Source organism: Thermococcus sp. 2319x1 (assembly GCF_001484685.1).
Lineage (GTDB): Archaea > Methanobacteriota_B > Thermococci > Thermococcales > Thermococcaceae > Thermococcus_A.
In genome coordinates this window covers 352,529-378,940 of sequence record NZ_CP012200.1, presented here as the reverse complement: position 1 = coordinate 378,940, position 26,412 = coordinate 352,529, and the positions used below count along the sequence as shown (strand labels likewise).

The following is a 26,412-nucleotide window of genomic DNA, read 5'->3' as shown; positions in this document are numbered from 1 at the left end:
TCTCTCACCCATACTTATAGTAACATTATGTTACTATTACTTAATCTTTAAAAAATTTTCGCACAATATGCACCTCTAAAGAAACGCTTAAAAGTTTATTGAGGGGGTAATAATGAGCAGAACGGGAATTGATTATTTTGATGAGCATATCCTCAAAGATGGCTTTCCGGATGGCTCTTTAGTCTTGGTTGCCGGAGAGCCGGGGGCTGGGAAGACTATATTCTCAGCAACTTTCATATACAACGGTGCCAAGAAATTTGGAGAGAAAGGAATCTATATCTCACTTGCAGAAACCAAGAGCGAGTTCTATGAATCAATGAGACAATTTGGGATGGATTTCGAAGAATTCGAAAATAAGGGGCTGTTCAAATTCGTAGACCTTGTTACTGTAAGCGAGGAAACCATAGAGAACGAAATAGAGCTTTTAATGAATGAGATAGTGAAGTTTCAGCCAAAAAGGATTGTTATTGACCCTATAAGCGTCTTTGCTCAGATATTAGGTGTTGAGAGGACAAGGGTATTCCTTCACACGATGCTCGGGAGATTCATAAAGGCTTACAACTCAACTTGCCTTTTAATTGCTGAAAAACCAATAGGAACCGAAAAAATAGGATATGGCGTTGAGGAATTCGTCGTTGATGGAGTTGTTATACTCCGCTATGAGTCCCTCGGGGAGGTTACAAGAAGGATAATGGAAATCCCAAAAATGAGAAGAAGAAGCGTCGAAAAGCCACAGTATGAGTACGTGATAACCCAGAATGGAATTGAATTCTTAGCAGTTCCCGAGCTCAAGAGAGAAGAGATGGAGTATACATTGGAAAAGATCACAACCGGGATAGAAAAACTCGATGAAATGCTCGATGGGGGAGTATACAAGGGGGCAAACGTCTTAATAGTTGGCATGACGGGAACCGGAAAAACCACATTCTCCCTGCACTTTGCCGATACTGTCAGGATAGCTGTGGCATCACCTCCCGAAGCCACTCAGTAAAATCACCGGGTAACCTTTAAAACCAGAATGAAACCCAACAAAATTATACCAGAAGGCAAACAGAAAAACAAACCTCTGAGCTTTCCAGTCCGTCCCAAACCAGCGCTCAACACAATTCTTTGGCCCGAAAGTCACATGCGGATAGCCCAACCCCAGAAAGCAGACTTATACCACAGCATTAACAAGAAAGACAGGCTGTCCCTCACATGACTTTAAAACAACCAGAATGAAATCCCTGGCGACCTATCAGTTTCTAAGGGTTGTAATCCAGATTGCCAAAACCTCCTTGCTCTCAACGTCAATTGCAGCCCAAAGGAATCTTTTCCCCCGTTGATTTTTGTTATTGTTTCCTCAACTGCAATGAAGTTTCTCTGTTTTTTGACTGCGAGAATTTTTGGCTGGTAGATTGCTTCCGCTATTTTTTGAACTGCTTCGGCTCTTGTGTGACTTATTTCGAGGATTCTGGAGACTTGTCGGTAGCTGAGGCCTTGCAATAATTCTACTGCTCTGACTTTCTTTTCTGGTGGGATTTTGTTGAGGTGAAGGGTTTTAAGGGAGTAAATGGTGAATAATGGTTTCAGCCTTCATGTCCCCCTTCTTTTTAAACCCGACACTCCAATGCTTATCCTGACAGTATCACTTTGCCATAGCCAACGCATTAAAGGGAAGAAGGGCAATCTATCTCGCCTTTGAGGAACCGATAGACCAGATAATAAGAAGCGCCAAAAACTACGGTATGCCAATAGAGGAAGCCCTAAGAGAGAACCTTAAGATAATCACTTGGATCCCAGAAAGCAAAACCCCAGTTTACACCTTCCTAAAAATTAAGGAGATAATAGAAAAGCTCAAACCGGAAGTATTGGTGATAGACAGCTTAACCGCATTGAGACAGCATATGGAAGAGAGAGACCTTGCAAAAATGATTAGGTATCTTAATTTACTGACAAAAGCAAACAGGGTGACCACTTACTTCACGTTAAATGAGGAAACCAACTTTGAGGTTGTGCCGTTTACGGGAGCGAGCACCATGGTTGATGTTATAATAGGGCTTAAATACCAAGTAAAAAACGGGAACATAGAGAGGAAGATGGCAATTGTAAAAGCGAGGGGATCGAATCATTCAAGAAAAATATACAGGTATGAGATCACCGATAAAGGGGTTGAGATTTATGAATAAAGGTGAAGAAATTTTGGCCAAAGCAATTTCTGCAGCCCTTAGAGAGGTAGCTCCGGGGCTGGAGTCGGTTCTGGAGGCCCACCTTAGAGCGACTTTGAATAAAGGCCTCGAGGTGGCATACGAAAATCCAAAGGAATTCAAAAATGCCGTTTCAAAGCTTTTTGGTGAGTACAGCGCTAGGTTACTGGAGATGGTAATCATAAATAAGCTCAAAGGTCGTCTTGGAAAGGAAGGAGAAATCAACTCCTTGGAAGAATTGGTGGAGCAGATACGCAAGATTTACGGTGAATAGAATGGATCCTCTGGAACTAATAACCGAAGCATCAAAAAGGGTAGCCCCAACGCTCCTGAACCATGAGATAGGTAGCGACATCGAGAGCGTGCTTTACCACTTAATAAAGAGGCTGAGAAGAGATTACAAGGAGCTTGTAATAATCTCCTTTCAAGACGCATATGCTTCTGTCTTAAAGTATCTGAAGTCGGTGTACAAAGATGCCAGTGAGGTCTTTGGAGATGCATACCTGATATCCGTGAATCCATTTCTTGAAGAGGAACTAAATCCAAATCTTCTTATCAAAACAAAAGATGCTGAGATTATTATAGGCAGGATCAAGGCAGCTTTGGGCACAAAAAGTAATACCTTATTCCTTGTTTTGGGCCTCGATCTCTACGGAGTCAAATATCCAGAGGAGCTTATCATAGTCATTCCAGCGCTCATTAGGGTTCTCTCGAAAGGTGAAAGTAACAACGTTCTCGTAACCTTCAACGTCAAGATATTCCCTGAAAACGTTGTGGAAATAGTAAACAGTTTCTCCCTCAACCTCTTCAAGTTTGGAATAGAGGTTAAAGAAAACGAAATTAAAAGAAAGCTCACAGTAATTAAAAGTGCCTTCGTCGAGTACACCCTAAGGTCATGGTATTACACAATCACTCCCAACAGGATTGTTCTCTTGCCTGCCACCACGGAGGTTTGATTTTACTTTAAAATTTCCACAATCTTGTCCCATATCTTCTCCGCCAGCTCCCTCTTGCTCATTAGTGGGAATTTCTCATAACCTTTTTTGGTAACCCAGTAGACTTCGTTCACTTCACTTCCAAATGCAACCTCTCCCCTGTTAGCTATCACCACGTCGCTCTTCGCCTTTTCTATTTGCTTTCTCGCCTGCTCGATTAGTTCTTCCTCACTAACTCCATACTCCGCCTTGAAGCCCACAAGAAAGACATCAGGTTGGATTTCCTTGACCCTCTGGATTATCTTCGGCGTTGGGACGAGCTCAAGGATCAAAGGTTGGCCGCTCTTTATCTTTTTTCCCGCTTTCTCTTTGGGGGTAAAATCACTTACAGCCGCTGCCAAAACCACGACATCGTACTTCTTGCTCGAAAGCTCCCGCTCTATTGCCTCGAGCATCTCTCCAACCGTTTCAACTTCAATCTGGTTCTCCACAAAGCTCGGCGCACTTCCCTCGGTTTTTATCAAAGTGACCTCAGCTCCTCTAAAATCGGCCTCTTCAGCAATAGCTACCCCCATCTTTCCACTGCTCCTGTTTGTGATGAACCTTATTGGATCAATGTATTCTCTCGTTGCCCCGGCAGTCACTAAAACTCTCTTTCCGGCAAGATCCTTCTTGTGGAGCTTTTTAATCACACGGTAAACAATCTCATCGATGCTCGCCACTTTAGCTTTCCCTTCTTCAAACCTCGGCCCGATAAATTCAACTCCAAGCTTTTTGAGCTTCTCTATGTTCTCCCTAACTATCGGATGATCGTACATTGTTGAATGCATTGCCGGGGCAATCATTATTGGTGTATGGGCAAAAGCGGTTGTTACCACGGTGGTGACTGGAGTATCGTCAATCCCGCAGGCTATTTTTGATATGGTGTTGGCCGTTGCCGGACAAACAAGAATCAAATCTGCCTTGTTTTCATGCTCTCCGGCAAGCTCAACATGCTCGACAAAACCCGTGATCTCCGTGATAACCCTGTTACCGGTGGCGAACTCCATGGCATAGGGGTGAATTATCTTCTGGGCATTTTCACTCATAACCGCATGAACCTCGGCACCGTGTCTTATGAGCTCTCTCGCAAGCTTGACACACTCCACAGCCGCTATGCTCCCCGGTATGGCAAGTACTATCTTCTTTCCAACAAGCTTCCTGCTTTTCGTTGCGTATATAAGCTTGACGTGATGGAGCATTCCACTCACCGAGAAAGTTTGGAAGGGAGAATATTTAAGGTTGCCGTTTTAGAGAATCTTTTTGAACTCCCTCTGCAGGAGAAAGGCATGCTTTTCTTCTAAGGCTCTTTCATCAACTACAAGGACGAGAACCGAGTTTTTAAGGAGAATTTGGTCCTTTAAATTAACGAGGAATCTAAAAACAGGCTCAAACCCGTTTTCCAAAATAAGGTATTCAACACCATCAAAAATCAAAGCATGCTCATTGGTAATCGTTGTCACAGCCCAGTGAAGAATCTTTTCAAGGTGAGTTGGGCTGACAGCATTCTCCTTTTCCACTTTGCTCAGCCACAGAAGGGGGATTTCATACTTTTCAAAAAGATGGGGATTTCTGGCGACTGCAATTATCTCCCTGTTTCCAAGAACTTCGGTGATGAGATAATCAACGTCCAGTGAAGGGTAGATATACGCACCAGATGGAAGCAATCCTTCACTCCCCTTTTGCTTACCACTTGAAGTGAAAATCCCAAGAAAGTTTTTCAGTATCCCAAAAGCAAAAGGACTATAAAAAAGAGCAAGGTAGGCCCCTTCTTCAATGACATCTTTTGCGAGAGAGAACATTGCAAAATTAATGCTCATCATGGCGGCTTTAGTTACGGTAAAGAGCTTTATAAAATTGTTGTTGATAAAATTTTAATGAACTGAATTAGTAACAAGAATTAAAACGATATACAAACCTACTCTTCCCTTACAGCATCTTCTTCGAACTTTCTTATCTCCTCCTTCGTCCCCACCCATACAACTATAACCGGCTCAACCGTTATCATGCCGTCCTTTATCATCGGCTTTATCTCGTTTATAGCCCTCTCTATCATGTGCCCCCTGTCAACAGCCTCGATTATTATCGGCAGATCCGTAGAAAGCCTTAAAACATCACTCGAGTGAACCTTGCTCTTCTTTCCAAAACCGTGATACCCCTATAAACGGTTGCCCCAGCAAGCCCCATCTCCCTCAGTTTTTCTACTATTGCCTTATAGAGTGGTCTTCCATGCCAGGTATCGCTTTCCCCTATGTAAATTTTCATTCTCAGGGTATTCCAGTGTTCAATCTCTACCATCCTTTCACCTCCTTGCAGGAAGGAATCCCAAAAACACTAAGCTTATGGTCATTATAACGTTTGCCGAGATGTTTAGGAGGGCAAGAAAATGCTCCCTCTCCCTTAAAAGGCTGAAAGTCTCGTATGAAAAATTCGAGAACGTGCTCAAGCCACCGCAGAATCCGGTTCCAAAAAAAGCCCTCCAGTTGGGAGAAACTTCATAACCAAAGAAGATTAGTCCATATAAATAACCAAGCAGGAAGCTGGCTATGCTGTTCACCAATAGAGTTCCCACGGGAAAATCCTTGTAAACCGGGAGTAAACCTGCAATGCTATAGCGCATTATTGCCCCCAGCATTCCACCAACGCCAACTGCCAAGAAGATTTTAGTGTTCATTTCTATACCCCCAAACAGTATTCAAAAGCTCAGAAGGTCATCAAGTGCCCTCAAAGCTCTATAAGTATTTTGGAAGTTTGAAATCCCCATTTCAAGACTCCTTCTGAAGCCACCATTGGGGTTCTGGGGTGCTCTTATAAACTGGATGTGGTCCCTCACATACCGTGGCCCCTGCCTGCGTTACTCCATACCCATCTCCTTTTCTAAAGCTTTCAATGAAGTCCTTTATCCTTCTTCTCTCCTCAGAGGGGACTTTGTAATCTGTTGCTTTAAAAGCCCTGAGCACCCAGTAGGTCGCCTCAAGAGGAGTTGCAGTTCCAAACTCTTCACTGCCACCAAGGCCTACGGCAAACTTGCCTTCGAGGGGTTTATATTTCTCAAAGACCAGTGAAAGTCCCTCTTTTGTGAGGTCTTTTGCCCCTAGAATTGCGAGCCCTTCAATTGCCATAGCTATTGCGACAACAGCCTGTTGGGGTTTTAGTGAATTATAAAGGAACTCTACGGTTTTTTCTTTCTCCGGAAGCCCATAGATTTTAACCGCATAGTAGGTGTCATTTACGTTTCTGAAAGCTATCACTGCAATTATGAAGCCCGTCATTCCCCCGATCCAAAAGTACATAATCTGGGGAGCGTATCTTGTAAACTTCTCGGGGAATGTAAAGAACAGTGCACCAAAGACTGTTGCTGAGAGGATGCTGAGTCCATAACCTTGGAAAAAATCAAAAGACAAAAGAAAAAACAGCAAACAACAAAACAAAGTAAAAAGGACAACAAAATTTATCAGCTGACAAAGAATAGTATCTGTGGTGATGCACATGGTGAAAATCAGGCTTATGGGTGCTTTTGCTCACCTTGCCAAAGCTAGAGAGCTTGAGATAAAGCTTGAGTCACCAAAGACGGTAGATGAGATACTTAGAGAGCTAATCCCGAGGTATGACGAATTCCATGACAAGATAATCTTCATTAACGGCAAGCCCGCAAAGGGGGATGCAGTGGTTGAGGAAGGGGACGAAATAAAGGTCATGCCCGTTCTCAGCGGGGGTTAGAGTATAAGGAGTTGCCGAAGGCGTCTATTCCCACTATAAGCGGAAAGTCCTTAACCTCCAGAACCCAAACCGCCTCGGGAATTCCAAGCTCTTCAAGCCAGTAAACGTCTAAAACCCTCTTTATGCTCCTTGCAGCCAGAGATCCAGCGCCTCCTGTAAATGCAAAGTAAACCGCTTTGTGCTCTCTGAAAGGCCCTACTTCCATCCCTCCTTTTCCTATGATGCCTTTAACGCCCATGCTTAGGATTTTTTCGAGGTATCTGCTCATCCTCGCGCTTGTTGTTGGGCCTGCGGAGACTATCTCATATCCGCTTTCCTTTTTTCGCACTATTGGGCCGCAGTGATAGATAACGGCTCCTCTTAAATCAAAGGGGGCTTTTTCCAGTAGTTTTCTATGGGCGAGATCCCTTGCCGTGTATATCACCCCCGAGAGGTAAACCAAGTCCCCGGCTTTGAGTTTTAGCACGTCCTCCTCGGTTAGCGGTGTTTTTAGCTTTACTGCCATACCCTCACTTCTCCGTTTGCGCTTATTTCTAAGAAAGCCTTCCTATGCGCCCAGCACTGGAAAACAATTCCAACAGGGAACGAAGCCGGATGTCTGTAAGCCATCTCAACCTTGACGTCTATGGCAGTTGTTTTTCCTCCCATCCCCATGGGGCCTATTCCTAAGGAGTTTATCTCTTCAAGCAGCTCCCCCTCGAATTTTGCTATCCTTTTGTCTTTGTGCCTCTCTCCTACGGGTCTTAACAGGGCTTTTTTGGCAAGCTTTAATGCAAAGTCTGCACTCCCCCCAATGCCGATTCCTATTATTACTGGAGGACAGGGCTTTCCTCTACATTCTTTGACTCTCTCAACAACAGCTCTCTTTACACCTTCAAAGCTCTCCGCGGGGGTGAGCATTGCTAAAGCAGAACAGTTCTCGCTTCCCCCTCCTTTTGGCAGAATAGCTATCTTTATTTTATCCCCTTTTGTGAGCTCCCAGTGAATAACCGGAAGGTTTCCAAGGTTTTTGTTCGTGAGGACATCAATGGTGTTTGGCCTTAAAGGGATCTCCTCCGTTGCTCTTTTCAGAGCTGAAGCTATATCCCCCTCTATTTCCCTTAGGTACGGGCTTTCAACTCCAGCTTCTACAAAGAAAGTCACCGTCCCGGTGTCTTGGCACACTGGAATTCCCTCTCGCTTTCCAATTTCAACGGCTTTTAAAATGTTTTCAAGGTTGAACTTTGCAATTGGATTGTTCTCCTTTTCGTAGGCCTCCTGCAAGGATTTAACGACATCACTGGGAATTTTCGTGACGGCAAGCTTTATCGCTTCAAATATTGCTTCTTCCATACACTCACCTCAGTACCTGATAAGGGAGCGAATAAACCTCAAAACGTCTTCAAACCTGAAATGGCCCGTTTCAACCCCATAGATTCTCTCCACCGGAACCTCCTTAACTCTCGCTCCCTTTTTCACGGCTTTTATTAAAATCTCAGTTTCGACTTCATACCTTTTGCTCTCTATTTCCGGCAGGAATTCCCTCTTTATGGCTCTAAATCCGCTCTGGGTGTCCTTAACGTCAATACCCAGCTTGAGCTTTATTAAGCCAGTGCTCAGAAAGTTGCTTATCTTTCTTATAAGCGGTCTTTTTCCTTGTGCCTTTATCAGCCGGGAGCCTATAACAAAGTCCGCCTCGCCTTTCAAAATTGGATCGAGGAGCTTCTCAATTTCCTCTGGGTTGTGCTGGCCATCTGCATCCATAAAAACCACAATATCACCACTTACATGCTCGACCCCTTCTTTCATTGCAGCTCCTTTGCCCTGGTTTTCATCAAGCCGGATTACCTTTGCCCCATAGCTTTTTGCAACTTCAGAAGTGTTGTCTCTGCTCCCATCGTCCACAACGATAACCTCGTCAACAAACTCTGGAATCCTTGAGAGAACCTTTCCAATTCTCTTTGCCTCGTTGTAAGCGGGAATAACAACGCTAATCCTTTTCTCCTTTAACATTTCCTTTCAACTCCAAAAAGCACTTTTCACAGAAGTCTTCTCTTCTTAAGTCCCATTCGGCAATGACCTTTGGGGGGTTCATGACGCAGTCCTCCTGACAGTGATTCAACCCAAAGGCATGGCCAATTTCATGTAAAATCCCTTTGAAGAGTCTATCCTCAAAAAGTTTCTTGTTTTCAGACTCAAAAGGTTTTATCGAAAGAACCATGACTTTCAGTTCGTGGAAATCCTGCTGAATCCCCAAAAATTTCTCATAAAAATCCAAGTAGGGATTTCTCGAGACTATGGGGAAATTCACTATTCCGAATATCTTGTTCATGGTAACCTCCTCTTCGGAACCATTGTTCTTTTCTGCCCTTGCCTTCTTCTTCTCAAAAAGCTCTTCTTGGGCATGTATAAGTTTCGCATGCAAAAGTTCGGTAATTCCCTCCAGGGGGTACCCTTTAATGCTCCCGCCGTCCGTGTGGATGTTAACGAGATATCCGGGGCCCAATTCAAGCTTCCCAAGATAAACAAGCCTTATTGGAAGATTTTTTGATCTAAAATAGTTGTTAACTCTCCTGTAAGCTCCGGTGATTGCTTTTTCGTTGAATGTGTTGCCAACGTGGACGAATCCAACAAGCTCCATGTCTCACCACTCAGTTGTTTACTATCCTATCTTTCCAAAAGAAAAGCTTATAAAATTACCTAAGAATCTGCCGATACTGTCAGGATAGGGTTTCTGACCCACTTCCAATAAAACCACCTTTATTCTAACAGTTATGGTTTTTTGGAGGGAAGTTTTATATATACCTGGGGGGCGAATGAGGAAGAAGTTAAGCTTGCCTGTGGTTTTGTTGTTGGTTGGAGCGTACGCAGCTTACGCAGTAAGCCAGCCAAAGCCCCCCAGAAGTTAAGGGCTGTGTTAATCCGTTTGGGGCACTGTATGCAACTATCATGGCTCAAAGAGAGGTGGTTTAAAATGGGAAACAGAATATTCACCTCCTTCTTATTTTTTACGTTCTTATTCAGCTGGTCATGGTATACAGAGGGAGATAGGGGGTTGATTAAAGGTTCTTTATTAACCATATTGCTATTTCACCGGTGTTGACATCCTACTAAAGAAATCATGATATAAAAAAGAAAAAGGCTCACTCGAGCTTCGTAACCTTTTCAAGCTCCGGGACAACGAACTCAAGGCCAAGTTCCTTGAGAGTCTCTTTCTTTGGAATACCTCTCTCGTCCCAGCCTCTGAGCTTGTAGTATTCTGAAAGTAGAGCATCGTACTTGTCCTTCTCCAAGTGCTGACCCTTATATGGGCCGCTCTTAAGGCCTTCCTTGAACCATCTCTCTGGTGGATAGTCCATTTCTCTGCCCCAGTTGCCGTTGAACTCCCTAACCCAGTAGGCCCTCATGAGGGCGTAAACCCTATCGGCTGCCTTGTAGAGGTCGTCCCAGGTGTACTTGACACCGGTGATCGCTTCGAGAAGCTTTGGATAGTAGTCCAAGCTTAGGCCAACCTCAACCCATGGCAATCTACAGGCAGTGAGCATCTCGAAGAGACCACCTCTAAGTCTCTGGAGCTCAATAACCTTTGCAGCTTTTTCTGGGTCGTAGGTTATCTTGTACTCAACCTTCTTGGCCTTTTCACCTTCAATCGGTGCTGTTCCAATTTCCCACGCAATAACCCACGCTTCCTTGTGGTGGGCACCGATTGCGCTAGTTCCGTACGCCAAAGCCATTGCCGGATAGATGTAACAGTTGTAACCGCTGACCTCAAGACCTTTTACGTGCATTGCAAAGTCCTTTGCACCGAGCTTTTCGCTCATCGCTTTGACGCCCTCGGCTGCAAGGTTTCCGAGCTCTCCTCTTCTATAGGCTATGTCCAAAGCTAATTGCTTGGCCTTCTTGAAGTCTCCAAATTCTGGGGCATTGTCGTCTTTTATTATGCCCTTCTCCTTGGCCTCCATCACGTAGGATATTGAAACTCCAAGCGATATTGTATCGAGACCCATCTCATCTGCAATTCTGTTGAGAACCGAAACTTCGTTAAGCTTTCCTATGCCGAGATTTGAACCCAGCAAAGCAACGTTTTCATAGTCAAGCTCGCTTTCTCTGCCTTCCGCATCAAGAACCACGTTTCCACAAGGCATGTTACAGTATGGACAGCCTCTCTGCTTGACCTTCATTCCCTCCATTGTGTAACCGTCTATCGAGCGGGCGAACTCAAAGCTTCCGTCGCTGAAGTTCCTTGTTGGTAATGCAGAGTTCTCATTCGTCCATTCCACAGCCGCCATAGTTCCCTGTCTGTGCCAGAACGGATAACCGGGGGAGTTGAGAATTGCATTGTAAGCCTCTTGTGAAAGCTCCCTAAGCTTCTCCTTGTCAGCAACCGGGATTTCTTTGGTACCCTTAATGACAACCGCCTTGAGCTTCTTACTACCCATTACCGCACCCATACCGGGCCTTCCGGCTGCCCTTCCTTCTTGAGAGACAACAACGGCATATTTAACGAGGTTCTCTCCACCGGGCCCTATGCTCAGAACACCCACGTTCTTACCGTGTATCTCCTTGAGCTCTTTTTCCGTTTCAAAGGTAGTTTTGCCCCAGAGACCTTCGGCACTGAGAATGCTCACGTTGTCGTCCTCGATGTAGAGATAGACGGGCTTTTTGGCCTTTCCTTCAACGACAAGGGCATCATAACCGGCTTTTCTTAAATGCACGGTGGCCATTGTTCCAAGGTTACCATCGCCGTAACCACCTGTTAGGGGGCTCTTGGCAGCTATAACCATCTTTCCACCGCTTGGTGTTGGGAGACCGTTAAACGGACCACTCGCAAAAACCAACTTGTTTTCCGGTCCAAGAGGATCAACGTTCTTTGCTTCATTCCAAAGAATCCAGGCTGCTAAGCCTCTACCACCAATAAAATTCTTTGCAACTTCCGGAGAATATTCCTGCACCCAGACTTTGTTGTTGGTTAGATCAACCCTTAGGATTCTTCCCCACCAACCTTTCATAGAAGACCACCAAAGTTCATTAATGCTTGAATTTTAATAAAGGTTTTGGGTTCATAAAATAGTTTAATTGACATAAACCAAGAAAACGCTCTTATTTAACAACTATTGCTTAAATAAGCTTTTTTGTTTAGTATAATCTTTCGAAGAATCTTTGAGAAAAGGGAGATGCTATCGAAGGTTAATCATTCAACAAAGGAAGTATTTCAGGGCTACATTCGGAGAGGTTTAAACTTTTAATAGTTCATGTGCTATTATCAATCGATGATCATGTGGTTTAGGCGGGTAGAACTCGATGAAATTAAAAGGGCAAAAGATGCATTACCGCATTATTTTTCAATCTTAAGCGGAGAAGAAAAGCCAAATTTCTTCTATTCAAAGCAGGTAGAGGTTAATTTCGGAGAAGATGAGAATCTTGAGAGTCTGTGGAAAACACACGAAGAAGGGATGGAAAAGCTGAGAGAGAACGATCTAAAAGAAAATCCTGAAAAAAGCCTGCTCGATTTAAAGTCCCTAATAGCCCATAGGATGCTCGAAAGCTGTGAGCTGTGCGAGTTTAAATGCCACGCAAATAGATTTGAAGAGATCGGCTACTGCAGAGTAAAAGAAAGTTTAGTGGCGAGTGATTTTCTCCACATAGGGGAGGAGCCGGAGCTTGTACCGTCTTATACAGTCTTCTTCTCCGGATGCAACTTTAGGTGCGTTTTTTGCCAGAACTGGGACATAAGCCAATACCGCGTAGGCTTGAGGTACTCTCCCAAGGAGATGGCCGTTAAGATAGCGGTAGCCTATGCAGAGGGGGCAAAAAACGTTAACTTCGTTGGCGGCGAGCCAACTCCAAATCTTCCGTTCATTCTTGAGACTCTGAAGTATGTCAAAGTTCCTATTCCGGTGGTATGGAACTCCAACATGTACATGAGCGAAAAAAACATGAAGCTCTTGGACGGGGTTGTTGATGTTTACCTTGGGGACTTCAAGTGGGGCAACGATGAAGATGCGCTTAAATACTCAAAAGCCCCCAGATACTGGGAAACAGTTACAAGGAACTTCTTATTAGCTAAAAAACACTACAGAGCAGAATTTTTGATAAGACATCTTGTAATGCCGGGTCATTTAGAGTGCTGCACAAGGCCAATTTTAGAATGGATAAGCGAAAATCTCGGCAAGAACGTCAGGGTCAACGTAATGTTCCAGTACCGTCCAGAATACAGGGCCCACGAGTACCCAGAGATTAATAGAAGGCTCACAAACGATGAGATGTTTAAAGCGGCTGAACTTGTAAAGGAATTTGGATTAAAGAATGCGCTGGTGGGGTAAATGCAGGTCACCTCTGGAGTTTCCGCAAAATGGGTTTTAATTCTTTTTCTGCTGTTTTTCATTCTCTTCGGCTTGAAAACACTCTTAGAAGAATATTTGGAACAAAAAAGAGGAAGATAGATGCCCATTCCGATTAGAGAAGTTGCTGATAGACAGCTTATAGAAGAAATACTAAGCTTGATAGCGGTTTATCCCACCCCTCGCATCTATACCGGTTGGTACTCTATAGGAAAACGAAAACTGGAGAGCTTTACTAGCCTCCCGCCCTGGACTTCATCAAGACGTTCATGAACTTCTCGATTTCCTCGTTGCTTCCATCAATGATTATCTCCCATCTGGGCATTCCAAAATAAGCCTCGGCTTCTCGTATTTTTATCTCAACCTTAGCTCTGGAAATCTCCCTGATTTTAAGAATCTCATCTGGAGGAATAGCCGTTATCAATTTTCTTCTCATGAAGAAAGTTAAGAGGATGGCTTTAAAATACCTTTCGAATTCCAGAAAAATTAATTAGCTATGAAAGAAAAAGAATAGAAGGGTGAGAAAAATGGAACTTCCCCCTCATAAGACCAAAATAATCGCCACAATCGGGCCTGCCTCCAAGCAGAAGGGAACTATAGAGAAGATGATAAAAGCCGGAATGAGCGTTGCGAGAATAAACTTCTCCCATGGAACTCTTGAAGAGCATGCAAAGACCATTGAGACAGTGAGAGATGTCGCCGAGAAATTGGAAAAAAGGGTTGCAATTCTAGGCGATTTGCCGGGATTAAAAATGCGAGTTGGAAAGATAAAAGGGGACTCGGTGACATTAAAAAAGGGAGACAAAGTTGTGCTCACGACGAGAGACGTCGAAGGTGACGAAACAACCATTCCAGTTGAGTTTAAAGAACTCCCAAAGCTGGTCTCAAAAGGTGATACCATATACCTGGGCGATGGCTATATAATGCTGAGGGTTGAAGAAGTCAGGGAAAACGAGGTCGAATGCCTCGTAGTGAACGGAGGGATACTGTTCTCCCACAAGGGGATAAACATTCCGAAGGCTAACCTTCCGGTAGAGGCAATAACTCCAAGGGACTTTGAGATAATAGAGTTCGCAATTGAACACGGAGTGGATGCCATAGGGCTATCTTTTGTAGGTTCGGTATATGACGTGCTGAAGGTAAAAAGCTTTCTTGAAAAGAAAAATGCAAATCTCTTCGTGATTGCAAAGATAGAGAGACCAGACGCGGTGAGAAACTTCGATGAAATCCTGAACGCTGCTGACGGAATAATGATAGCAAGAGGAGATCTTGGTGTTGAGATGCCGATTGAAAAATTACCCATAATGCAGAAGCAGCTTATAAAAAAGGCCAACTTGGCTGCGAAGCCTGTAATAACTGCCACCCAAATGCTCGTCTCAATGACCACCGAAAGAATACCAAAAAGAGCAGAGGTTACTGACGTGGCAAACGCAATACTCGACGGAACTGATGCGGTGATGCTCTCCGAAGAAACCGCCATAGGAAAGTACCCCGTTGAATCGGTGGAAATGATGGCAAAGATAGCCAAGACAACTGAGGAATATAGGGAATCTCTCGGTTACGCACGGCTTCGGGCCTGGATAGATTCACTGCCAAAGAGGAGCACAATAAAAGAAGCCATCACGAGAAGTGTCATAGACGCTCTCTGTACCATAGACATAAAATACATCCTAACCCCCACAAGGACTGGGCTAACCCCAAGGCTCATTTCCCGCTTCAAGCCAAAACAATGGATCTTAGCTTTTTCAAGCAGTGAGAGGGTCTGCAACAACTTAGCCTTTTCCTATGGCGTTTATCCATTCTGCATGGAAAGTGAATTCAACGAAAAGGACATAATAATGCTGGTAAAGGGATTGGGAATAGCCAAAGAAGACGATACAGTGCTTTTAACCGAGGGGAGGCCCATAGGAAAGACTGCGGGGACAAATACAATGCGTATCTTCCAGATCCCCTAAACCTCTTCAAACCTTATTCCCCTTTCCTCCATGAATTCCTTTGCTCTTTCAATTTCCTCCTCTGACTCTCCGAAGAGGATTATGCCAATGTATTTTCCAAAGCCCTTTGGGGATGAGTGTATCTTTACCCTGAACTTGCTCAACGTTTCATTTAATATTGGAGCAAGCTTAGATTCATCCGTTATCTCGGCAAGGAGCTTCTTCTGAACGAAAACTCTCCTTCCAAGTCTGGGAAGCACTTCGTTTTCAAGCATTGCCTTCATCTCTCTTGGCATTCCGGGGAGGACAAAGATTTTTGTACCCCCATGAATCAAAAACGCTCCCGGGGCTGCGCCAACAGGATTGTTGAGAATCTCAGCGCCCCTTGGAAGGTACGCCATTTTCTTCCGCGCTTCATTAATCTTTGGGTCATCTATGAAGCCCTTCTCATAGAGCTCCAGATAAAACTCTTCGATTCTCCTGAGGGCGTCTTCTCTCAATTCCAGCTCAAGGTTGAGGGCTTTGGCAACCGCAAGCATTGTAACGTCATCATGGGTTGGCCCAAGACCCCCGGCTATTATCAAGACCTCTGGCTTTCGGGAGAGAACCTCTCTGATTACAGTTTTTATGTCCCCAACGTCATCCCCAACGGTTGTTATTCTCTTCACCCAGTAGCCCCTTTCCGTGAGCTTTTGAGCTATAAATGCGGAGTTGCTGTCGATGGTGTTGCCGGTTAAGAGCTCATCCCCTATGGTGATTATCTCTGCAAACATCTTCACCACCATAGTTCAATAGACTCTTCGGAATTTAATCTTTCCCTTTGAACTCCCGCGTTATTCTAATTTCTGATAATCCCGAAAATAGAGCATCTCAGCAGAAACTTTTCAACACCACAGAAACCCTTTAAAAGCCTATCCTCAAACCCATTCATGATGATAAAGGCAGTAAAAGACGACTTCGTTAAGTCCTATCGCCTGCATCAAAGTCTTGAAGCCCTCGAGCGGGTTAGGGGAGAGATTGGTGGAGAAGCTTACGAGAGATTAAAAGCCCTACTCCATTACAGGCTCTACGGAAAAGAGTTTGACCGAAGTAAACTCGAAGAAAAGATTGCCCTGGCATTTTCTATGGGAAGCGACAGCACGGCATCGCTCTTAATCCTTAAATGGGCGGGTTTTGATGTTGTTCCGGTCATGGTAAGGCTCCCGCAGATGAGGGATGTTATCCTAATGAGGGCCCAAGGTTACGGGGCTGTTTTTGTGGAGGTTCCAAATTACATGGAGGTGATAAACTCCCAAATACAGAAAAGGGCTCCAATCTGTGGAAAATGTCATTCAATGATAATGGAAGCTGTAAAAGAGTACGCAAGAAGAGAAGGGATAAAGATAGTAGCCTCCGGAGACCTGCTCAGCTTTGGAAGTATTTCAATTTATAAAGAGGGAGACCTGATAAAGCTGAACCTTCCGGCCTTTTTAGCCCTCGATAAAAGGGAGGCAATAAAAATACTTGGCAGAAAATACGCACTGGGCTTTGGGTGTCCCCTGTGGAAAAGTGCTACCAAAAGTGCGCCGATTTTAAAGCGCTTTGGCATTCAGAGGGTATTGAGGGAGCTCAGGGCGGGAGCAATAGACAAGGAGATAGCAAATGCCCTCATCAGAGACATCCTCAAAAATTGAGGGGGTAAGAACATGAAGCGGGAACGCTCTCTGCTTCAAATCATTAGAGAGCGCACTGTAAAAACCTCAATAAGAAAAAAGAGAAAAAGAAACATTCTTCTCCTGGCAATTTCAATGTTTTTGGCAAATATAAGCTGGGGAATAGCCTTCCCATACCTCGGGGTGTACATGAAGATTCTGGGAGGGTCTCTTTTTCTTGTAGGTCTTCTTAGCGTTGCTTTTAATTTCACATCAAGCATTGCCCAGTATCCCTTTGGGTATCTTTCTGATAGAAGCGGGAGAAGGAAGCCCTTCATAGCGTTTGGAATATTCTCTTCAGGTGTTACGTACCTTTTTATAATATTTGCCACAACCCCTTCTATGCTCCTCGGAATGAGGATTCTTCAGGGAGTTTTGAGTTCCTCAATTTTCCCTGCTCACACGGCCTTTATTTCCGAGCTTTCGGTTCTGGAAAAGGTGGGCTCAACCTTTGGTTTCTTTAACTTCATTGAAAACATAGGATACATGCTGGGAAACTTTTTAGGGAGTGGGATAGTCAAACTCCTCGGCATCAAAAGCGCTTTTGTAATATCTGCTGTAATATCAATTGTTTCAGCCGGGATTGTGATGCTCATAGAGGAAACTCCCCATCAACCTTTAAGTTCCAAGCAACTAATAATTCCGCAAGAAAGCAGAGAGAGCGAAAGGGTAATTTTTGAGGGCAACGCCTTTAAGAATCTTTTAAAGGGAAAGCTGGGCATCTTTTACTTCTCTGTTTTGTTTGCAATGGTGGCATCTGGCCAGGTTTACTCCGTATTATCCGTGTACTTTGAAGAAAGATTTGGGAGTCAGTGGGTTGGAATCCTCTTTGGTGTTGATTCTCTGGCAGCAGCATTGGGTTCCCCGTTCATAGGAAAAGTCATTGATAAAAAGGGTGCGAAAAAGATCTTCATTTTATCACTAGTGGGCTACATGATAGTGTTCTATGGATATGGCACAATTACAGCCATTTATCCAATGATAATCCTATCCATCCTTTCAGGAATAAAATGGTCGGCCTTTATCAGTGCCTCATCCTCTTATGTGGCACTGAATACAGAGGACAAGATAAGGGCACAGGCTATGGGGATGCTAAATACGATGATGAGCATTGGATGGGTTGTCGGGCCTTTAATAGGGGGCTATCTAAGCGGAATAAGCTTTAAACTCAACTTCCTCTCTTCGTTAATACCACTCACCCTGGCACTCATTCTAATTCTCATTCCAAAATCTTAAAAGCCCCTAAAAGAAGGTGTCTACATGCTCTACGTCGAGATACTTGGGAATCTTCCAGAGATGGCTCAAGGGGAAGTTAAGGCACTGCTGGAGATGGCCGGCCCGGAGTTTAGGATCTTAGAGAGGGATTACCTTTTTCTTGCGGTTAAAGGCGACAAAAGGGCCTTTTCCTCCCTCAACAGACTTGGCTTAGCACATGAATTTGGTGAGCTTTTGTTTTCTGCTAAAAGCTTGGAGGAGCTGTATTCAAAAGCAGAAAACGTCAAATGGGAAAACTGCATCAGGGGAACCTTTAAGGTAGATAGAGAGACAATGGCGAACTGTTCCCATTTAGTAGAGAACGTTGAGAGAAAACTGGGGGGGATAATATCAAAAAGAGGGTTCAAAGTTAACCTAAGCTCTCCCGAAACATTAATCAGAGTTTACTGCGGGAAAAAGCTCTGGGTTGGGATTAGAGAGAGATTTTTTAAAGCAAAGCCGTTTAATGAACGAAAAGCTGACCAAAGGCCGTTTTACAAACCTATAGCCTTGCCTCCAAGAGTGGCGAGGGCAATGGTTAATCTGGCAAGGGCAAAAAAAGAAGTTCTTGATCCTTTTATGGGTACTGGTGGAATCCTTATCGAAGCTGGTCTTATGGGGTTGAAGGTCTACGGGGTGGATCTAAGAAAAGATATGGTTGAAGGCGCTAAAAGGAATCTGGAACATTATGGGGTCAAAAACTACGTTTTAAAGCAGGGAGATGCGACAAAACTTAGAGAGCTCTTTCCTGATAAAACTTTTGAGGCCGTTGCGACAGATCCGCCCTACGGAAGCTCTGCAACTCTCGGCGGGAGAAAAAGAGAGGAACTGTATGAAAAAGCCTTATCAAGCATATATGATGTTCTTGACGGGTACTTAAGCATAGCGTTTCCCGCTCAGTTTGATGCAGATAGAGTAGCTGAGAAAATTGGGTTTGAAGTTCTGGAAAAATACTACCAGAGGGTTCACTCTTCCCTGGATAGATTTTTTTACGTTATGCGCACCTGAAGCGTCTCTCTTGAAATCCGTCGCATGTTCTTTTTGCTTTTACAACTTGGTTTTAAATTTCAACAAAATGGTTATAAAGGCTTGGAGGATTTAAAAGGTATAGGTGAAAACATGGAGGGGTACGATATAAGACCTGTAGAGAAGAGTAAAAGGACGTTTACCCTCTTGACGATCTTTGCAATATGGTTTGGAGCAGGAATAAGCATCGCGGAATTCTGGGCAGGGGCGTTGCTAACTCCAGCACTTTCGCTTGGCATGGCGATACTGGTAATAATCACCGGACACGTTCTTGGAAATACGGTAATGGGCCTAATAGCCCTTGAAGGTGAGGAAACAGGGCTGCCAACTATGGTGCTCTCAAGGGCCCCCCTGGGAATTAAAGGTTCGATTTTACCATCGGTCTTGAACTACCTCCAGCTCATAGGATGGACGGCAATAATGCTCATAGTTGGAGCAAACGCAATGAACGCGGTATCAAAAGTCTTCGGTTTTGAAAGCTATGCCCTCTGGGTAATCTTCTTAGGCATCCTCGTTACTGGATGGACGTATATAGGGCCAAAGAACTGGGAAAAGCTCGAAAAAATAGCGGCCTTGCTTTTACTTGCATTAAGCCTGTGGCTAACCTACGTTACGCTCGAGAGGTTCCCTCTGGATGAACTCCTTTCCAAACCCGGAACTGGAGAAATAGGCATTATGCTTGCCTTGGATCTGGTAATAGCGATGCCCCTTTCATGGGCACCGTTAATAGCTGATTACTCAAGGTTTGCCAAGGATAAAAGTCCGGCCTTCTGGGGAACCTACTTGGGTTACTTCATCTCCTCAAGCCTCTTCTACTTCGTTGGAGCACTGACCAATATGGCAACTGGTAAAGGAGATCCAATCGGAATCATAGCAGCTTACGGAATTGGAATTCCAGCTATGCTGATAGTCATATTCTCCACGGTCACCACAACGTTCCTCGATGTTTACTCGGCGGCAATAACCTACAAGAACATCTCACCGAAAGCGGATGCAAAGAAACAGGTGCTCTTGGTTGGTTTCCTTGGAACTCTTTTAGCCCTTGTTTTCCCAATGGAACAGTATGAAAGTTTTCTACTACTTATAGGCGGGGCATTTGTGTCTTTAGCGGCAATAATGGTAACCGACTACTTCCTTGTAAGGAAAACTTACATTCCGGAAGAACTTCTTGATGAAAACGGTTCATTTGCTGGATACAACTTAAAGGCGATAATAATCTGGGCGATAGGGTTTGTGTTCTACATGGGATTAGCAATAGAGGGTCTCTTTGGACTTCACATTCCAGTTTTGAGCGAGCTTGGCTTCAGACTTGGCTCAAGCATTCCGACATTCCTCCTTGTAAGTGCTTTATATTATTTGCTTGGGAGGTGAAAGAAATGGAATGGATTGGTAAGGATTTGGAAAAGCTTAGAGAAAAGAAACCTTTAGTGCACAATATAACCAACTACGTCGTTATGAACACCACCGCGAACGCTCTCTTAGCCGTAGGGGCATCTCCAGTGATGGCCCACGCAATAGAGGAACTTGAAGAGATGATAGCCCTGGCAGACGCGCTGGTAATAAACATTGGAACCCTTGACGAGCATAAGATATACTCCATGCTTAAAGCCGTTGAGATAGCCAAGGAGCTCAAAAAACCTGTAATCCTTGATCCCGTTGGAGCCGGGGCAACAAAGCTGAGAACAAAGACCTCTCTAAAACTGTTGGAGGTAGGAGATATAAGCGTAGTAAGGGGCAATTTTGGGGAGATAGCAGCTCTTTTGGGTGAACACGGCAAAACCAGAGGTGTAGATTCAACAGTTTATGATAAAGAAGCTGCAAAGGACTTAGCGGAGAAAGCGGCTGAAGAATTCAACACAGTGACAGCAGTCACCGGCTCTGTGGATTACGTAAGCGATGGCAAGAGAACTTACGCTATAGAAAACGGAACCCCCATGCTCGGAAAGGTAACGGGAACTGGATGCATGGCTACTGCAATAATAGGAGCATTTTTAGCGGTTGAAGAACCTTTGAAAGCATCTATAGCCGGATTGGTAACATTTGAGATCGCCGCAGAGAGGGCCTTTGAAGAATCCCCGTATCCGGGGAGTTTTCATATGAAGCTCTACGACTGGCTCTACAGGATTGATGGAGAACTCATAAAAGAGAGAGCCAAGGTGAGGGAAGTTGAACCTTAGAAAAAAACTGAGGCTTTATGTAATCACTGATAGAAGGCTAAGGGGAGAGGTGGAAAGCGTCGGAGAGGCATTGGAGGGTGGTGCAACCTCTATTCAACTGAGAATAAAAAACGCCCCGACAAGGGAGATGATAGATATAGGTAAGAAAATAAGGAAGCTCACAGAGGAATACGATGCTCTCTACTTTGTGGACGATAGGTTGGATGTGGCCTTAGCAACAAATGCAGATGGGGTTCAGTTAGGGCCCGAGGACATGCCCATCTCAATTGCCAGAGAGATAGCACCCAATCTAATCATAGGTGCCTCCGTTTACAGTTTGGAGGAGGCCCTGCAAGCGGAAAACGAGGGGGCAGATTATCTGGGAGCGGGTTCTGTCTTTCCAACGCCCACAAAGAGGGATGTTAAGGTTATTGGCATAGAAGGGCTTAGGGGAATAGTGGAGTCGGTAAAAATCCCCGTGGTGGCAATAGGCGGCATAAATCACGAAAACGTTAGAGAGGTTCTCAAAGCCGGAGTGGATGGGATCGCTGTGATATCTGCAATAATGGGGGCAGAAAACGTGAGGGAAGCCACTGAAAAAATGAGAGAGATTATAGAGGAGGTTATCGGATGAAGGCTGAAACAAAGACACAAAAGCTCGCTTATGTAGGCATTTTCACTGCATTGGGAGTTATCCTCGGCACGATTTCTTTTCCAGTTGGTCCAGCGAAAGTCGCTCCCTTTCAGCATTTCATAAACGTAATAACGGGGGTTCTGCTCGGCCCGTGGTGGGCCTCTCTAACGGCCCTCTTTATAGGAATCTTGAGGATGTCCTTAGGGGTGGGCACGATATTCTCAATTCCCGGTGGAATTCCAGGAGCATTTACAGTCGGTTTAGTATATGGGGCGGTAAAAAAGGACTGGGCAGCATTTAGCGAGCCCCTTGCAACTGTATTTATAGGAGGCACTCTGAGCTCCCTCCTCTTTGGGCCCCTCATAAACGTCCACAAAGGGGTTGTGTGGTTTTGGATAGCTTTTGCCCCCAGCACCCTTGTTGGAACGACTCTTGGTTTTCTAACCCTCAAAGCCCTAAGAAAGATGGGGGTGATAGAATGATTAGAAAAGCCCTAACAATTGCCGGCAGTGATAGTGGGGGTGGAGCCGGAATAGAGGCAGATTTGAAGACCTTCTCAGCTTTTGGTGTTCACGGCTTGGTTGCAATTACCTCAGTAACAGCTCAAAACACCAAAGAAGTAAGGGCAATCCACGATATTGAGGCAGAGGTCGTTTCAAAGCAAATAGAGGCCGTTGCTGAGGATATCGGAGTGGATGCCGCAAAGACCGGAATGCTGAGCAACGCCGAGATTATTAAAGCCGTTGCAAAAACGGTGAAAAAATACAGCTTTCCCCTCGTGGTGGATCCGGTAATGATAGCCAAAAGCGGGGCACCGTTGCTGAGGGAAGACGCAATGGACGCTTTGGTTGAGAAGATTATCCCCCTCGCAAAGGTCGTAACTCCAAACAAGCCAGAAGCTGAAAAGCTGAGCGGAATAAGAATTGAAAACCTTGAAGATGCAAAAAAAGCCGCAAAAATCATCGTGGAGGAGCTAGGGGCGGAGGGCGCAATAGTTAAGGGGGGACACCTGGGATTGAGTGAAGCCGTTGATGTGCTTTATTTTAACGGCGAGTTCAAGGAATACAGGGCACCGTTTGTTGATGGCTGCACCCACGGCACCGGATGTTCTTTCTCTGCGGCAATAGCGGCAAATTTAGCCAAAGGAAAGGAGCTCGAAGAAGCTGTAAAAATAGCGAAGGAATTCATCACAATGGGAATTTACTATGGAGCGAGAATCGGCCACGGTCATTGCCCCGTTAATCAAAACGCCTGGATAGAGATTCCAGCTGAAAAATGGAGAGTCCATGAGTCCCTGAGAAATGCCATTAAGGAACTTGTAGCGATTGAAAATCTTCCCCAACACGTTCCAGAGGTGGGCATGAACTTTGTCTACGCACTGCCCAAGCTTTACGCAAAAAGCAAAGACGACGTTGCCGGAGTTAAGGGAAGGATAGTAAAGTTCGGAAGTGCTGTAAAGCCGGTAGGAGGAGTGGAGTTTGGGGCATCAGATCATCTGGCAAGGGCAATCCTAACCTTCATGGAGTTCTTCCCAGAAACCAGAAGTGCGCTAAACCTAAAATACAGCGAGGAGCTGATTAAAAAAGCCTCTAACTTGGGGCTTAGAATATCTTTCTACGATAGAAGGGAAGAGCCGGAGGAGATAAAAGCCCGGGAAGGGGGCACCATTCCCTGGGGAATAAGAACAGCTATTGAGAGGATAAACGGCAAACCCGACATAATTTATCATCTTGGAGACTGGGGCAAAGAAGCGATGATCCTGATATTCGGAGAAACCCCTCAGGTTGTATTGAGAAAACTCAGAATACTTATCGAATAGTTCCGTATCACGTTTAGCTTTTTCTTTTTCGGGTTTTCTTTCTTCTGTTGGGCTGTTTTTGATTTTTAGCCTCCAAGGTTGCTCTGGATGTTTTTAGTAACTGAAGGTTATTATCGGACAAAGAGTCACAAGTTTTTGGGTTTTTGTAACGAAATTTTTTCGGGTTTTTGAGCGAAGGCTTCTCAGGAATTCTTTAACGTTCTCTCCTCGCGGAAATTCGACCATTTTTAGTTTAAAGTGTTTTTATTAGCCTATTTTTAATTTTAGCCTTCGTTCTGTCTCTGGAAGTCTCGTGAACAAGATTGAACATGGGAGAAAAAGAGTAAGTTCAGGCGAGTGAGTGTTTTGGAGTCTTTTCTGAGGGCCCGAATTCGAGCTTTTTGAAGGGAGTTTTATTGACCCTTTGACGAAAAGCTTATAAGATTCAAGCCATCTAATTACTTTGTAAAGGATTTCAAGGAAAATTCACCCCTGTTCCAATAAGACTTCAAAAGAATTGAAAGTTTTGTATGCGTATATCAATCGCCTTATGACGTCATCGTAGGTCGTTCCAATAAGACTTCAAAAGAATTGAAAGGTCGGTCGGAAGAAGGAAGGTGTTCTGGCAATAATTGTTCCAATAAGACTTCAAAAGAATTGAAAGTGGGGGATTTTCGACAGAGACAAGATTAAAGCAAGGTTCCAATAAGACTTCAAAAGAATTGAAAGCTTCCTCTTCGAGTCTACTGAGGAGCTCTTCTATATTGTCCGTTCCAATAAGACTTCAAAAGAATTGAAAGATGTCTGCATAGTAATACCGCACTCCATCGACCTCCTTGTAGTTCCAATAAGACTTCAAAAGAATTGAAAGCTCTTGTTGTAGAGGACTTTGATTTCAGCGTGTCCAGAGTTCCAATAAGACTTCAAAAGAATTGAAAGTCGAGCAGGATTTCCTTCGAGAAGCCACCGGATTCCCTGTTCCAATAAGACTTCAAAAGAATTGAAAGTGTCTCTCTCTTGATGACCTTGACTTCCGTCTTCTCGGTTCCAATAAGACTTCAAAAGAATTGAAAGGTACTTGGGGGCATAATACAGTTAGAAAACATCAACATAGAAAAAGTTCCAATAAGACTTCAAAAGAATTGAAAGTCTACTGATATAACTCTAAAGAATTTGCCAAATGGTTTAGTTCCAATAAGACTTCAAAAAGCTCTTCTGCTGCAATCTCCTGCTCTGTGTCTTAAATGTTTGTCACATAGATTGGAAAAAATTTCTTGTTAATGCCCAATATAGACGGAAAATATTCCGTAAAATTTATATTCTATCGATGAATTTTCGTAATTGAGGTAGTCAAAATGTACGAGCTTATAAACTTGTCTACTGGCGAAATTATTAGGACGGGTGAAAATTTGGAGGAGCTGCTTCAAGACTTGCCAGAAGGCTTTTACGAGATAAAAGAACATGGAGAGTTTGTGAGGTTTTATAGCACAACTAAACCCGAGCACCAGTGCTGGATTTGAGACTTTTTAATTTTTTGAAAAATAACAAAAACTAAAGAACCCTTCTCAGAATTTCCCTCAGATCCTTTAGAAACTCCTCAAGGTGCTCTCTCTTTACATGGGGCATCATAACGATTCTTATGTATCCTCTATGGGCACTTATTCCCCAGCCCCTCGCCTTAAGCTCCGCTTCAATTTTCCCAAGCTTCTTGGAGCCGAAGGAGACTATGTTCAGCATTGGCTCCCTTATCAGGTACACCCCCCTTAGGCTTTTTATCTGCTCTGCAAACCAGCGTGCATTTTCCATGGCTTCCTTGACGACTCTCTTATACCCTTCAAAGCCCAGATGCTTTAAGAGAGCCCAAACGGCTATTGCATTCGCACCCGGTCTGGTGCCCGTTATCGTGGCCTGGAATACCTTCCCACCAGCCAAGTATGGCGCCAGAACGTTTATGGCATCCATGTACTTTTTCCTCCTAAAAACTATCCCACCGGCTGGAATTGGAGCCATTCCCATTTTATGTGGATCTATGGTAACGCTCTGCACACCTTTGAGCTTGAAATCGAAATCTGGTAACTCATAACCCAGAGCTTTTGCAAAGGGTATCACAAACCCACCAAAGGCTGCGTCAACATGAAGGGGAATCCCGTAATCTACGGCAATATCTGAAAGAGCGGGAATGTCATCCACAACACCTAACCCGGTTGTACCGGCAATTCCAACTATCCCAATGGTATTGTCGGTTATCTTGCTCTCAACGTCTTTCACATTAACAGAATAGTCCTCATTGAGTTCAGCCCAGACCAGTTTTACCCCCAGCAGATCGCTTGCCTTTAGAAAAGAGAAGTGGGCGCTTTTTGGGAGAATTAATTCGGGGTTCTCGACATCTGATATATTGCGAAAGGCCCTAACCGCCAGGATATTCGCCTCGGTGCCGCCGCTTACTATGTTACCATAGGCTCTCTTCAGGTGCAAAAGTTCTCCAAGCATCTGAACGGCTTCTTCCTCAATTTCCTTGCTCCCTTTGTGCAGTCCAGGATCTCCTAAGTTTCTGTCTATGTATTTTTGAATTATCTTTTGGGCAAGTGGATGAGGGTAAGTGCACATTGATCCCAAAATCTTACCTGAATTAAAAGTCAAGTCTACTTTAAGCCTTTTTTCAAGTTCAGCGAACACTTCTTCCTCGCTAATTCCTTCCTTTGGAATCATGCTCTCACCA

General features: G+C 44.3%; 27 protein-coding genes, 3 pseudogenes and 1 CRISPR repeat array. Of the genes and pseudogenes, 16 read left to right on the top strand and 14 right to left on the bottom strand.

Annotated elements, in window-relative coordinates:
- Window positions 1-112 precede the first annotated feature (112 nt).
- Window positions 113-991, top strand: a complete 879-nt coding sequence (locus ADU37_RS02090) for an ATPase domain-containing protein (RefSeq protein ID WP_238981983.1) — start codon at window positions 113-115, stop codon at window positions 989-991.
- On the opposite strand, the pseudogene ADU37_RS02085 reads toward ADU37_RS02090, so the two are convergent.
- Window positions 951-1,579: pseudogene (locus ADU37_RS02085) on the bottom strand (DDE-type integrase/transposase/recombinase). The gene ADU37_RS02090 and the pseudogene ADU37_RS02085 sit on opposite strands and share 41 nt — an antisense overlap.
- A 58-nt stretch (window positions 1,580-1,637) precedes the next feature.
- On the opposite strand from ADU37_RS02085, the gene ADU37_RS02080 reads away from it, so the two are divergent.
- From ADU37_RS02080 to ADU37_RS02070, 3 genes are read left to right on the top strand one after another with little or no spacing between them, the layout of a single operon-like run.
- The gene (locus ADU37_RS02080; RefSeq protein WP_343203975.1) at window positions 1,638-2,168 is read left to right on the top strand and encodes an ATPase domain-containing protein; all 531 of its coding nucleotides are present in this window, start codon (window positions 1,638-1,640) and stop codon (window positions 2,166-2,168) included.
- Window positions 2,161-2,460, top strand: a complete 300-nt coding sequence (locus ADU37_RS02075; protein WP_058946060.1) for a NitrOD5 domain-containing protein — start codon at window positions 2,161-2,163, stop codon at window positions 2,458-2,460. The genes ADU37_RS02080 and ADU37_RS02075 overlap by 8 nt, the downstream gene beginning before the upstream one ends.
- Before the next feature lies 1 nt (window position 2,461).
- Entirely contained in the window at window positions 2,462-3,142 is a 681-nt protein-coding gene (locus ADU37_RS02070) for a hypothetical protein (RefSeq protein WP_058946059.1), read from the top strand.
- Between the two features lie 2 nt (window positions 3,143-3,144).
- On the opposite strand, the gene coaBC is transcribed toward ADU37_RS02070, so the two are convergent.
- The 5 genes and pseudogenes from coaBC to ADU37_RS02045 all read right to left on the bottom strand — a co-directional run.
- Window positions 3,145-4,362: a bifunctional phosphopantothenoylcysteine decarboxylase/phosphopantothenate--cysteine ligase CoaBC gene (gene coaBC / locus ADU37_RS02065; RefSeq protein ID WP_058946058.1), complete on the bottom strand. Its 1,218-nt coding sequence runs from the start codon at window positions 4,360-4,362 to the stop codon at window positions 3,145-3,147.
- 48 nt (window positions 4,363-4,410) lie between these two features.
- Window positions 4,411-4,980, bottom strand: coding sequence for a DUF835 domain-containing protein (locus tag ADU37_RS02060; protein WP_238981982.1), 570 nt, complete (start codon window positions 4,978-4,980; stop codon window positions 4,411-4,413).
- Window positions 4,981-5,078: 98 nt separating this feature from the next.
- A pseudogene (locus tag ADU37_RS02055) lies at window positions 5,079-5,458 on the bottom strand (DUF190 domain-containing protein).
- Window positions 5,459-5,462: 4 nt separating this feature from the next.
- Window positions 5,463-5,834 (bottom strand): fluoride efflux transporter CrcB, encoded by a 372-nt coding sequence (gene crcB, locus ADU37_RS02050; RefSeq protein WP_058946056.1) that lies wholly within the window; start codon window positions 5,832-5,834, stop codon window positions 5,463-5,465.
- Window positions 5,835-5,855: 21 nt separating this feature from the next.
- Window positions 5,856-6,417 (bottom strand): annotated as a pseudogene (locus tag ADU37_RS02045) (hypothetical protein); the annotation flags it as partial.
- A gap of 232 nt (window positions 6,418-6,649) precedes the next feature.
- Here ADU37_RS02045 and ADU37_RS02040 point away from each other — a divergent pair.
- Window positions 6,650-6,880: a MoaD/ThiS family protein gene (locus ADU37_RS02040; RefSeq protein ID WP_058946054.1), complete on the top strand. Its 231-nt coding sequence runs from the start codon at window positions 6,650-6,652 to the stop codon at window positions 6,878-6,880.
- Here ADU37_RS02040 and ADU37_RS02035 read toward each other — a convergent pair.
- From ADU37_RS02035 to for, 5 genes are all read right to left on the bottom strand, one after another.
- A complete protein-coding gene (locus tag ADU37_RS02035) occupies window positions 6,867-7,385 on the bottom strand; it encodes a FumA C-terminus/TtdB family hydratase beta subunit (protein WP_058946053.1) in 519 nt (172 codons plus the stop codon). The two genes, ADU37_RS02040 and ADU37_RS02035, sit on opposite strands and share 14 nt — an antisense overlap.
- Entirely contained in the window at window positions 7,376-8,212 is an 837-nt protein-coding gene (locus ADU37_RS02030) for a fumarate hydratase (RefSeq protein WP_058946052.1), read from the bottom strand. Before ADU37_RS02030 ends, ADU37_RS02035 begins: the two co-directional genes overlap by 10 nt.
- A 9-nt stretch (window positions 8,213-8,221) precedes the next feature.
- Window positions 8,222-8,872 carry a glycosyltransferase family 2 protein gene (locus ADU37_RS02025; RefSeq protein WP_058946051.1) on the bottom strand — a complete coding sequence of 217 codons (651 nt, stop codon included), beginning with the start codon at window positions 8,870-8,872 and terminating at the stop codon, window positions 8,222-8,224.
- Entirely contained in the window at window positions 8,850-9,500 is a 651-nt protein-coding gene (locus ADU37_RS02020; protein ID WP_058946050.1) for a peptidase M54, read from the bottom strand. The genes ADU37_RS02025 and ADU37_RS02020 overlap by 23 nt, the downstream gene beginning before the upstream one ends.
- 502 nt (window positions 9,501-10,002) lie before the next feature.
- Complete coding sequence (gene for, locus ADU37_RS02010; RefSeq protein ID WP_058946048.1) at window positions 10,003-11,868, bottom strand: tungsten-containing formaldehyde ferredoxin oxidoreductase; 1,866 nt, start codon at window positions 11,866-11,868, stop codon at window positions 10,003-10,005.
- Between the two features lie 261 nt (window positions 11,869-12,129).
- On the opposite strand from for, the gene ADU37_RS02005 reads away from it, so the two are divergent.
- Window positions 12,130-13,182, top strand: a complete 1,053-nt coding sequence (locus ADU37_RS02005) for a radical SAM protein (RefSeq protein WP_144433169.1) — start codon at window positions 12,130-12,132, stop codon at window positions 13,180-13,182.
- Between the two features lie 253 nt (window positions 13,183-13,435).
- Here ADU37_RS02005 and ADU37_RS02000 read toward each other — a convergent pair whose 3' ends face one another.
- Window positions 13,436-13,636 carry a TIGR04140 family protein gene (locus ADU37_RS02000; RefSeq protein ID WP_058946046.1) on the bottom strand — a complete coding sequence of 67 codons (201 nt, stop codon included), beginning with the start codon at window positions 13,634-13,636 and terminating at the stop codon, window positions 13,436-13,438.
- Between the two features lie 91 nt (window positions 13,637-13,727).
- Here ADU37_RS02000 and pyk point away from each other — a divergent pair, with 91 nt between their 5' ends.
- The gene (gene pyk, locus ADU37_RS01995; protein ID WP_058946045.1) at window positions 13,728-15,155 is read left to right on the top strand and encodes a pyruvate kinase; all 1,428 of its coding nucleotides are present in this window, start codon (window positions 13,728-13,730) and stop codon (window positions 15,153-15,155) included.
- On the opposite strand, the gene ADU37_RS01990 is transcribed toward pyk, so the two are convergent.
- Window positions 15,152-15,907 (bottom strand): molybdopterin-binding protein, encoded by a 756-nt coding sequence (locus ADU37_RS01990; RefSeq protein WP_058946044.1) that lies wholly within the window; start codon window positions 15,905-15,907, stop codon window positions 15,152-15,154. The genes pyk and ADU37_RS01990 overlap by 4 nt on opposite strands.
- Window positions 15,908-16,066: 159 nt before the next feature.
- Here ADU37_RS01990 and ADU37_RS01985 point away from each other — a divergent pair, with 159 nt between their 5' ends.
- The 9 genes from ADU37_RS01985 (at window position 16,067) to ADU37_RS11475 (ending at window position 25,213) form a co-directional block, all read left to right on the top strand.
- Entirely contained in the window at window positions 16,067-16,807 is a 741-nt protein-coding gene (locus ADU37_RS01985; RefSeq protein WP_203226275.1) for an ATPase, read from the top strand.
- 12 nt (window positions 16,808-16,819) lie between these two features.
- The gene (locus ADU37_RS01980) at window positions 16,820-18,061 is read left to right on the top strand and encodes an MFS transporter (protein ID WP_058946042.1); all 1,242 of its coding nucleotides are present in this window, start codon (window positions 16,820-16,822) and stop codon (window positions 18,059-18,061) included.
- A 24-nt stretch (window positions 18,062-18,085) separates the two neighbouring features.
- The gene (locus ADU37_RS01975) at window positions 18,086-19,087 is read left to right on the top strand and encodes a TIGR01177 family methyltransferase (protein WP_058946041.1); all 1,002 of its coding nucleotides are present in this window, start codon (window positions 18,086-18,088) and stop codon (window positions 19,085-19,087) included.
- Window positions 19,088-19,198: 111 nt separating this feature from the next.
- Entirely contained in the window at window positions 19,199-20,476 is a 1,278-nt protein-coding gene (gene cytX, locus ADU37_RS01970; protein WP_058946040.1) for a putative hydroxymethylpyrimidine transporter CytX, read from the top strand.
- Between the two features lie 5 nt (window positions 20,477-20,481).
- A complete protein-coding gene (gene thiM, locus ADU37_RS01965; protein WP_058946039.1) occupies window positions 20,482-21,282 on the top strand; it encodes a hydroxyethylthiazole kinase in 801 nt (266 codons plus the stop codon).
- Window positions 21,272-21,895 carry a thiamine phosphate synthase gene (gene thiE, locus ADU37_RS01960; RefSeq protein WP_058946038.1) on the top strand — a complete coding sequence of 208 codons (624 nt, stop codon included), beginning with the start codon at window positions 21,272-21,274 and terminating at the stop codon, window positions 21,893-21,895. The genes thiM and thiE overlap by 11 nt, the downstream gene beginning before the upstream one ends.
- Window positions 21,892-22,377, top strand: a complete 486-nt coding sequence (gene thiW, locus ADU37_RS01955) for an energy coupling factor transporter S component ThiW (protein WP_058946037.1) — start codon at window positions 21,892-21,894, stop codon at window positions 22,375-22,377. The genes thiE and thiW overlap by 4 nt, the downstream gene beginning before the upstream one ends.
- A complete protein-coding gene (locus ADU37_RS01950) occupies window positions 22,374-23,714 on the top strand; it encodes a bifunctional hydroxymethylpyrimidine kinase/phosphomethylpyrimidine kinase (RefSeq protein WP_058946036.1) in 1,341 nt (446 codons plus the stop codon). The genes thiW and ADU37_RS01950 overlap by 4 nt, the downstream gene beginning before the upstream one ends.
- Window positions 23,715-24,187: 473 nt before the next feature.
- A CRISPR array of direct repeats spans window positions 24,188-24,911; the repeat unit is 30 nt; unit sequence GTTCCAATAAGACTTCAAAAGAATTGAAAG.
- 137 nt (window positions 24,912-25,048) lie between these two features.
- Entirely contained in the window at window positions 25,049-25,213 is a 165-nt protein-coding gene (locus tag ADU37_RS11475) for a hypothetical protein (protein WP_175059003.1), read from the top strand.
- A 31-nt stretch (window positions 25,214-25,244) separates the two neighbouring features.
- Here ADU37_RS11475 and mfnA read toward each other — a convergent pair whose 3' ends face one another.
- Window positions 25,245-26,402 (bottom strand): tyrosine decarboxylase MfnA, encoded by a 1,158-nt coding sequence (mfnA, locus tag ADU37_RS01945; RefSeq protein ID WP_058946035.1) that lies wholly within the window; start codon window positions 26,400-26,402, stop codon window positions 25,245-25,247.
- Between the last annotated feature and the right edge of the window lie 10 nt (window positions 26,403-26,412).

Bases quoted from the DNA above. Each gene is read 5' to 3' on its own strand.
- ADU37_RS01985 (WP_203226275.1), top strand. From the start codon at position 16,067: ATGATAAAGGCAGTAAAAGACGACTTCGTTAAGTCCTATCGCCTGCAT.
- ADU37_RS02075 (WP_058946060.1), top strand. From the start codon at position 2,161: ATGAATAAAGGTGAAGAAATTTTGGCCAAAGCAATTTCTGCAGCCCTT.
- ADU37_RS02035 (WP_058946053.1), bottom strand. From the start codon at position 7,385: ATGGCAGTAAAGCTAAAAACACCGCTAACCGAGGAGGACGTGCTAAAA.
- thiM (WP_058946039.1), top strand. From the start codon at position 20,482: ATGGAATGGATTGGTAAGGATTTGGAAAAGCTTAGAGAAAAGAAACCT.
- ADU37_RS02070 (WP_058946059.1), top strand. From the start codon at position 2,462: ATGGATCCTCTGGAACTAATAACCGAAGCATCAAAAAGGGTAGCCCCA.
- ADU37_RS02030 (WP_058946052.1), bottom strand. From the start codon at position 8,212: ATGGAAGAAGCAATATTTGAAGCGATAAAGCTTGCCGTCACGAAAATT.
- ADU37_RS02040 (WP_058946054.1), top strand. From the start codon at position 6,650: ATGGTGAAAATCAGGCTTATGGGTGCTTTTGCTCACCTTGCCAAAGCT.
- ADU37_RS01975 (WP_058946041.1), top strand. From the start codon at position 18,086: ATGCTCTACGTCGAGATACTTGGGAATCTTCCAGAGATGGCTCAAGGG.
- ADU37_RS02090 (WP_238981983.1), top strand. From the start codon at position 113: ATGAGCAGAACGGGAATTGATTATTTTGATGAGCATATCCTCAAAGAT.
- mfnA (WP_058946035.1), bottom strand. From the start codon at position 26,402: ATGATTCCAAAGGAAGGAATTAGCGAGGAAGAAGTGTTCGCTGAACTT.
- ADU37_RS02060 (WP_238981982.1), bottom strand. From the start codon at position 4,980: ATGAGCATTAATTTTGCAATGTTCTCTCTCGCAAAAGATGTCATTGAA.
- thiW (WP_058946037.1), top strand. From the start codon at position 21,892: ATGAAGGCTGAAACAAAGACACAAAAGCTCGCTTATGTAGGCATTTTC.
- ADU37_RS11475 (WP_175059003.1), top strand. From the start codon at position 25,049: ATGTACGAGCTTATAAACTTGTCTACTGGCGAAATTATTAGGACGGGT.
- crcB (WP_058946056.1), bottom strand. From the start codon at position 5,834: ATGAACACTAAAATCTTCTTGGCAGTTGGCGTTGGTGGAATGCTGGGG.
- ADU37_RS02025 (WP_058946051.1), bottom strand. From the start codon at position 8,872: ATGTTAAAGGAGAAAAGGATTAGCGTTGTTATTCCCGCTTACAACGAG.
- ADU37_RS02000 (WP_058946046.1), bottom strand. From the start codon at position 13,636: ATGAGAAGAAAATTGATAACGGCTATTCCTCCAGATGAGATTCTTAAA.
- ADU37_RS01980 (WP_058946042.1), top strand. From the start codon at position 16,820: ATGAAGCGGGAACGCTCTCTGCTTCAAATCATTAGAGAGCGCACTGTA.
- coaBC (WP_058946058.1), bottom strand. From the start codon at position 4,362: ATGCTCCATCACGTCAAGCTTATATACGCAACGAAAAGCAGGAAGCTT.
- cytX (WP_058946040.1), top strand. From the start codon at position 19,199: ATGGAGGGGTACGATATAAGACCTGTAGAGAAGAGTAAAAGGACGTTT.
- ADU37_RS01990 (WP_058946044.1), bottom strand. From the start codon at position 15,907: ATGTTTGCAGAGATAATCACCATAGGGGATGAGCTCTTAACCGGCAAC.
- ADU37_RS01950 (WP_058946036.1), top strand. From the start codon at position 22,374: ATGATTAGAAAAGCCCTAACAATTGCCGGCAGTGATAGTGGGGGTGGA.
- ADU37_RS02020 (WP_058946050.1), bottom strand. From the start codon at position 9,500: ATGGAGCTTGTTGGATTCGTCCACGTTGGCAACACATTCAACGAAAAA.
- ADU37_RS02005 (WP_144433169.1), top strand. From the start codon at position 12,130: ATGATCATGTGGTTTAGGCGGGTAGAACTCGATGAAATTAAAAGGGCA.
- for (WP_058946048.1), bottom strand. From the start codon at position 11,868: ATGAAAGGTTGGTGGGGAAGAATCCTAAGGGTTGATCTAACCAACAAC.
- pyk (WP_058946045.1), top strand. From the start codon at position 13,728: ATGGAACTTCCCCCTCATAAGACCAAAATAATCGCCACAATCGGGCCT.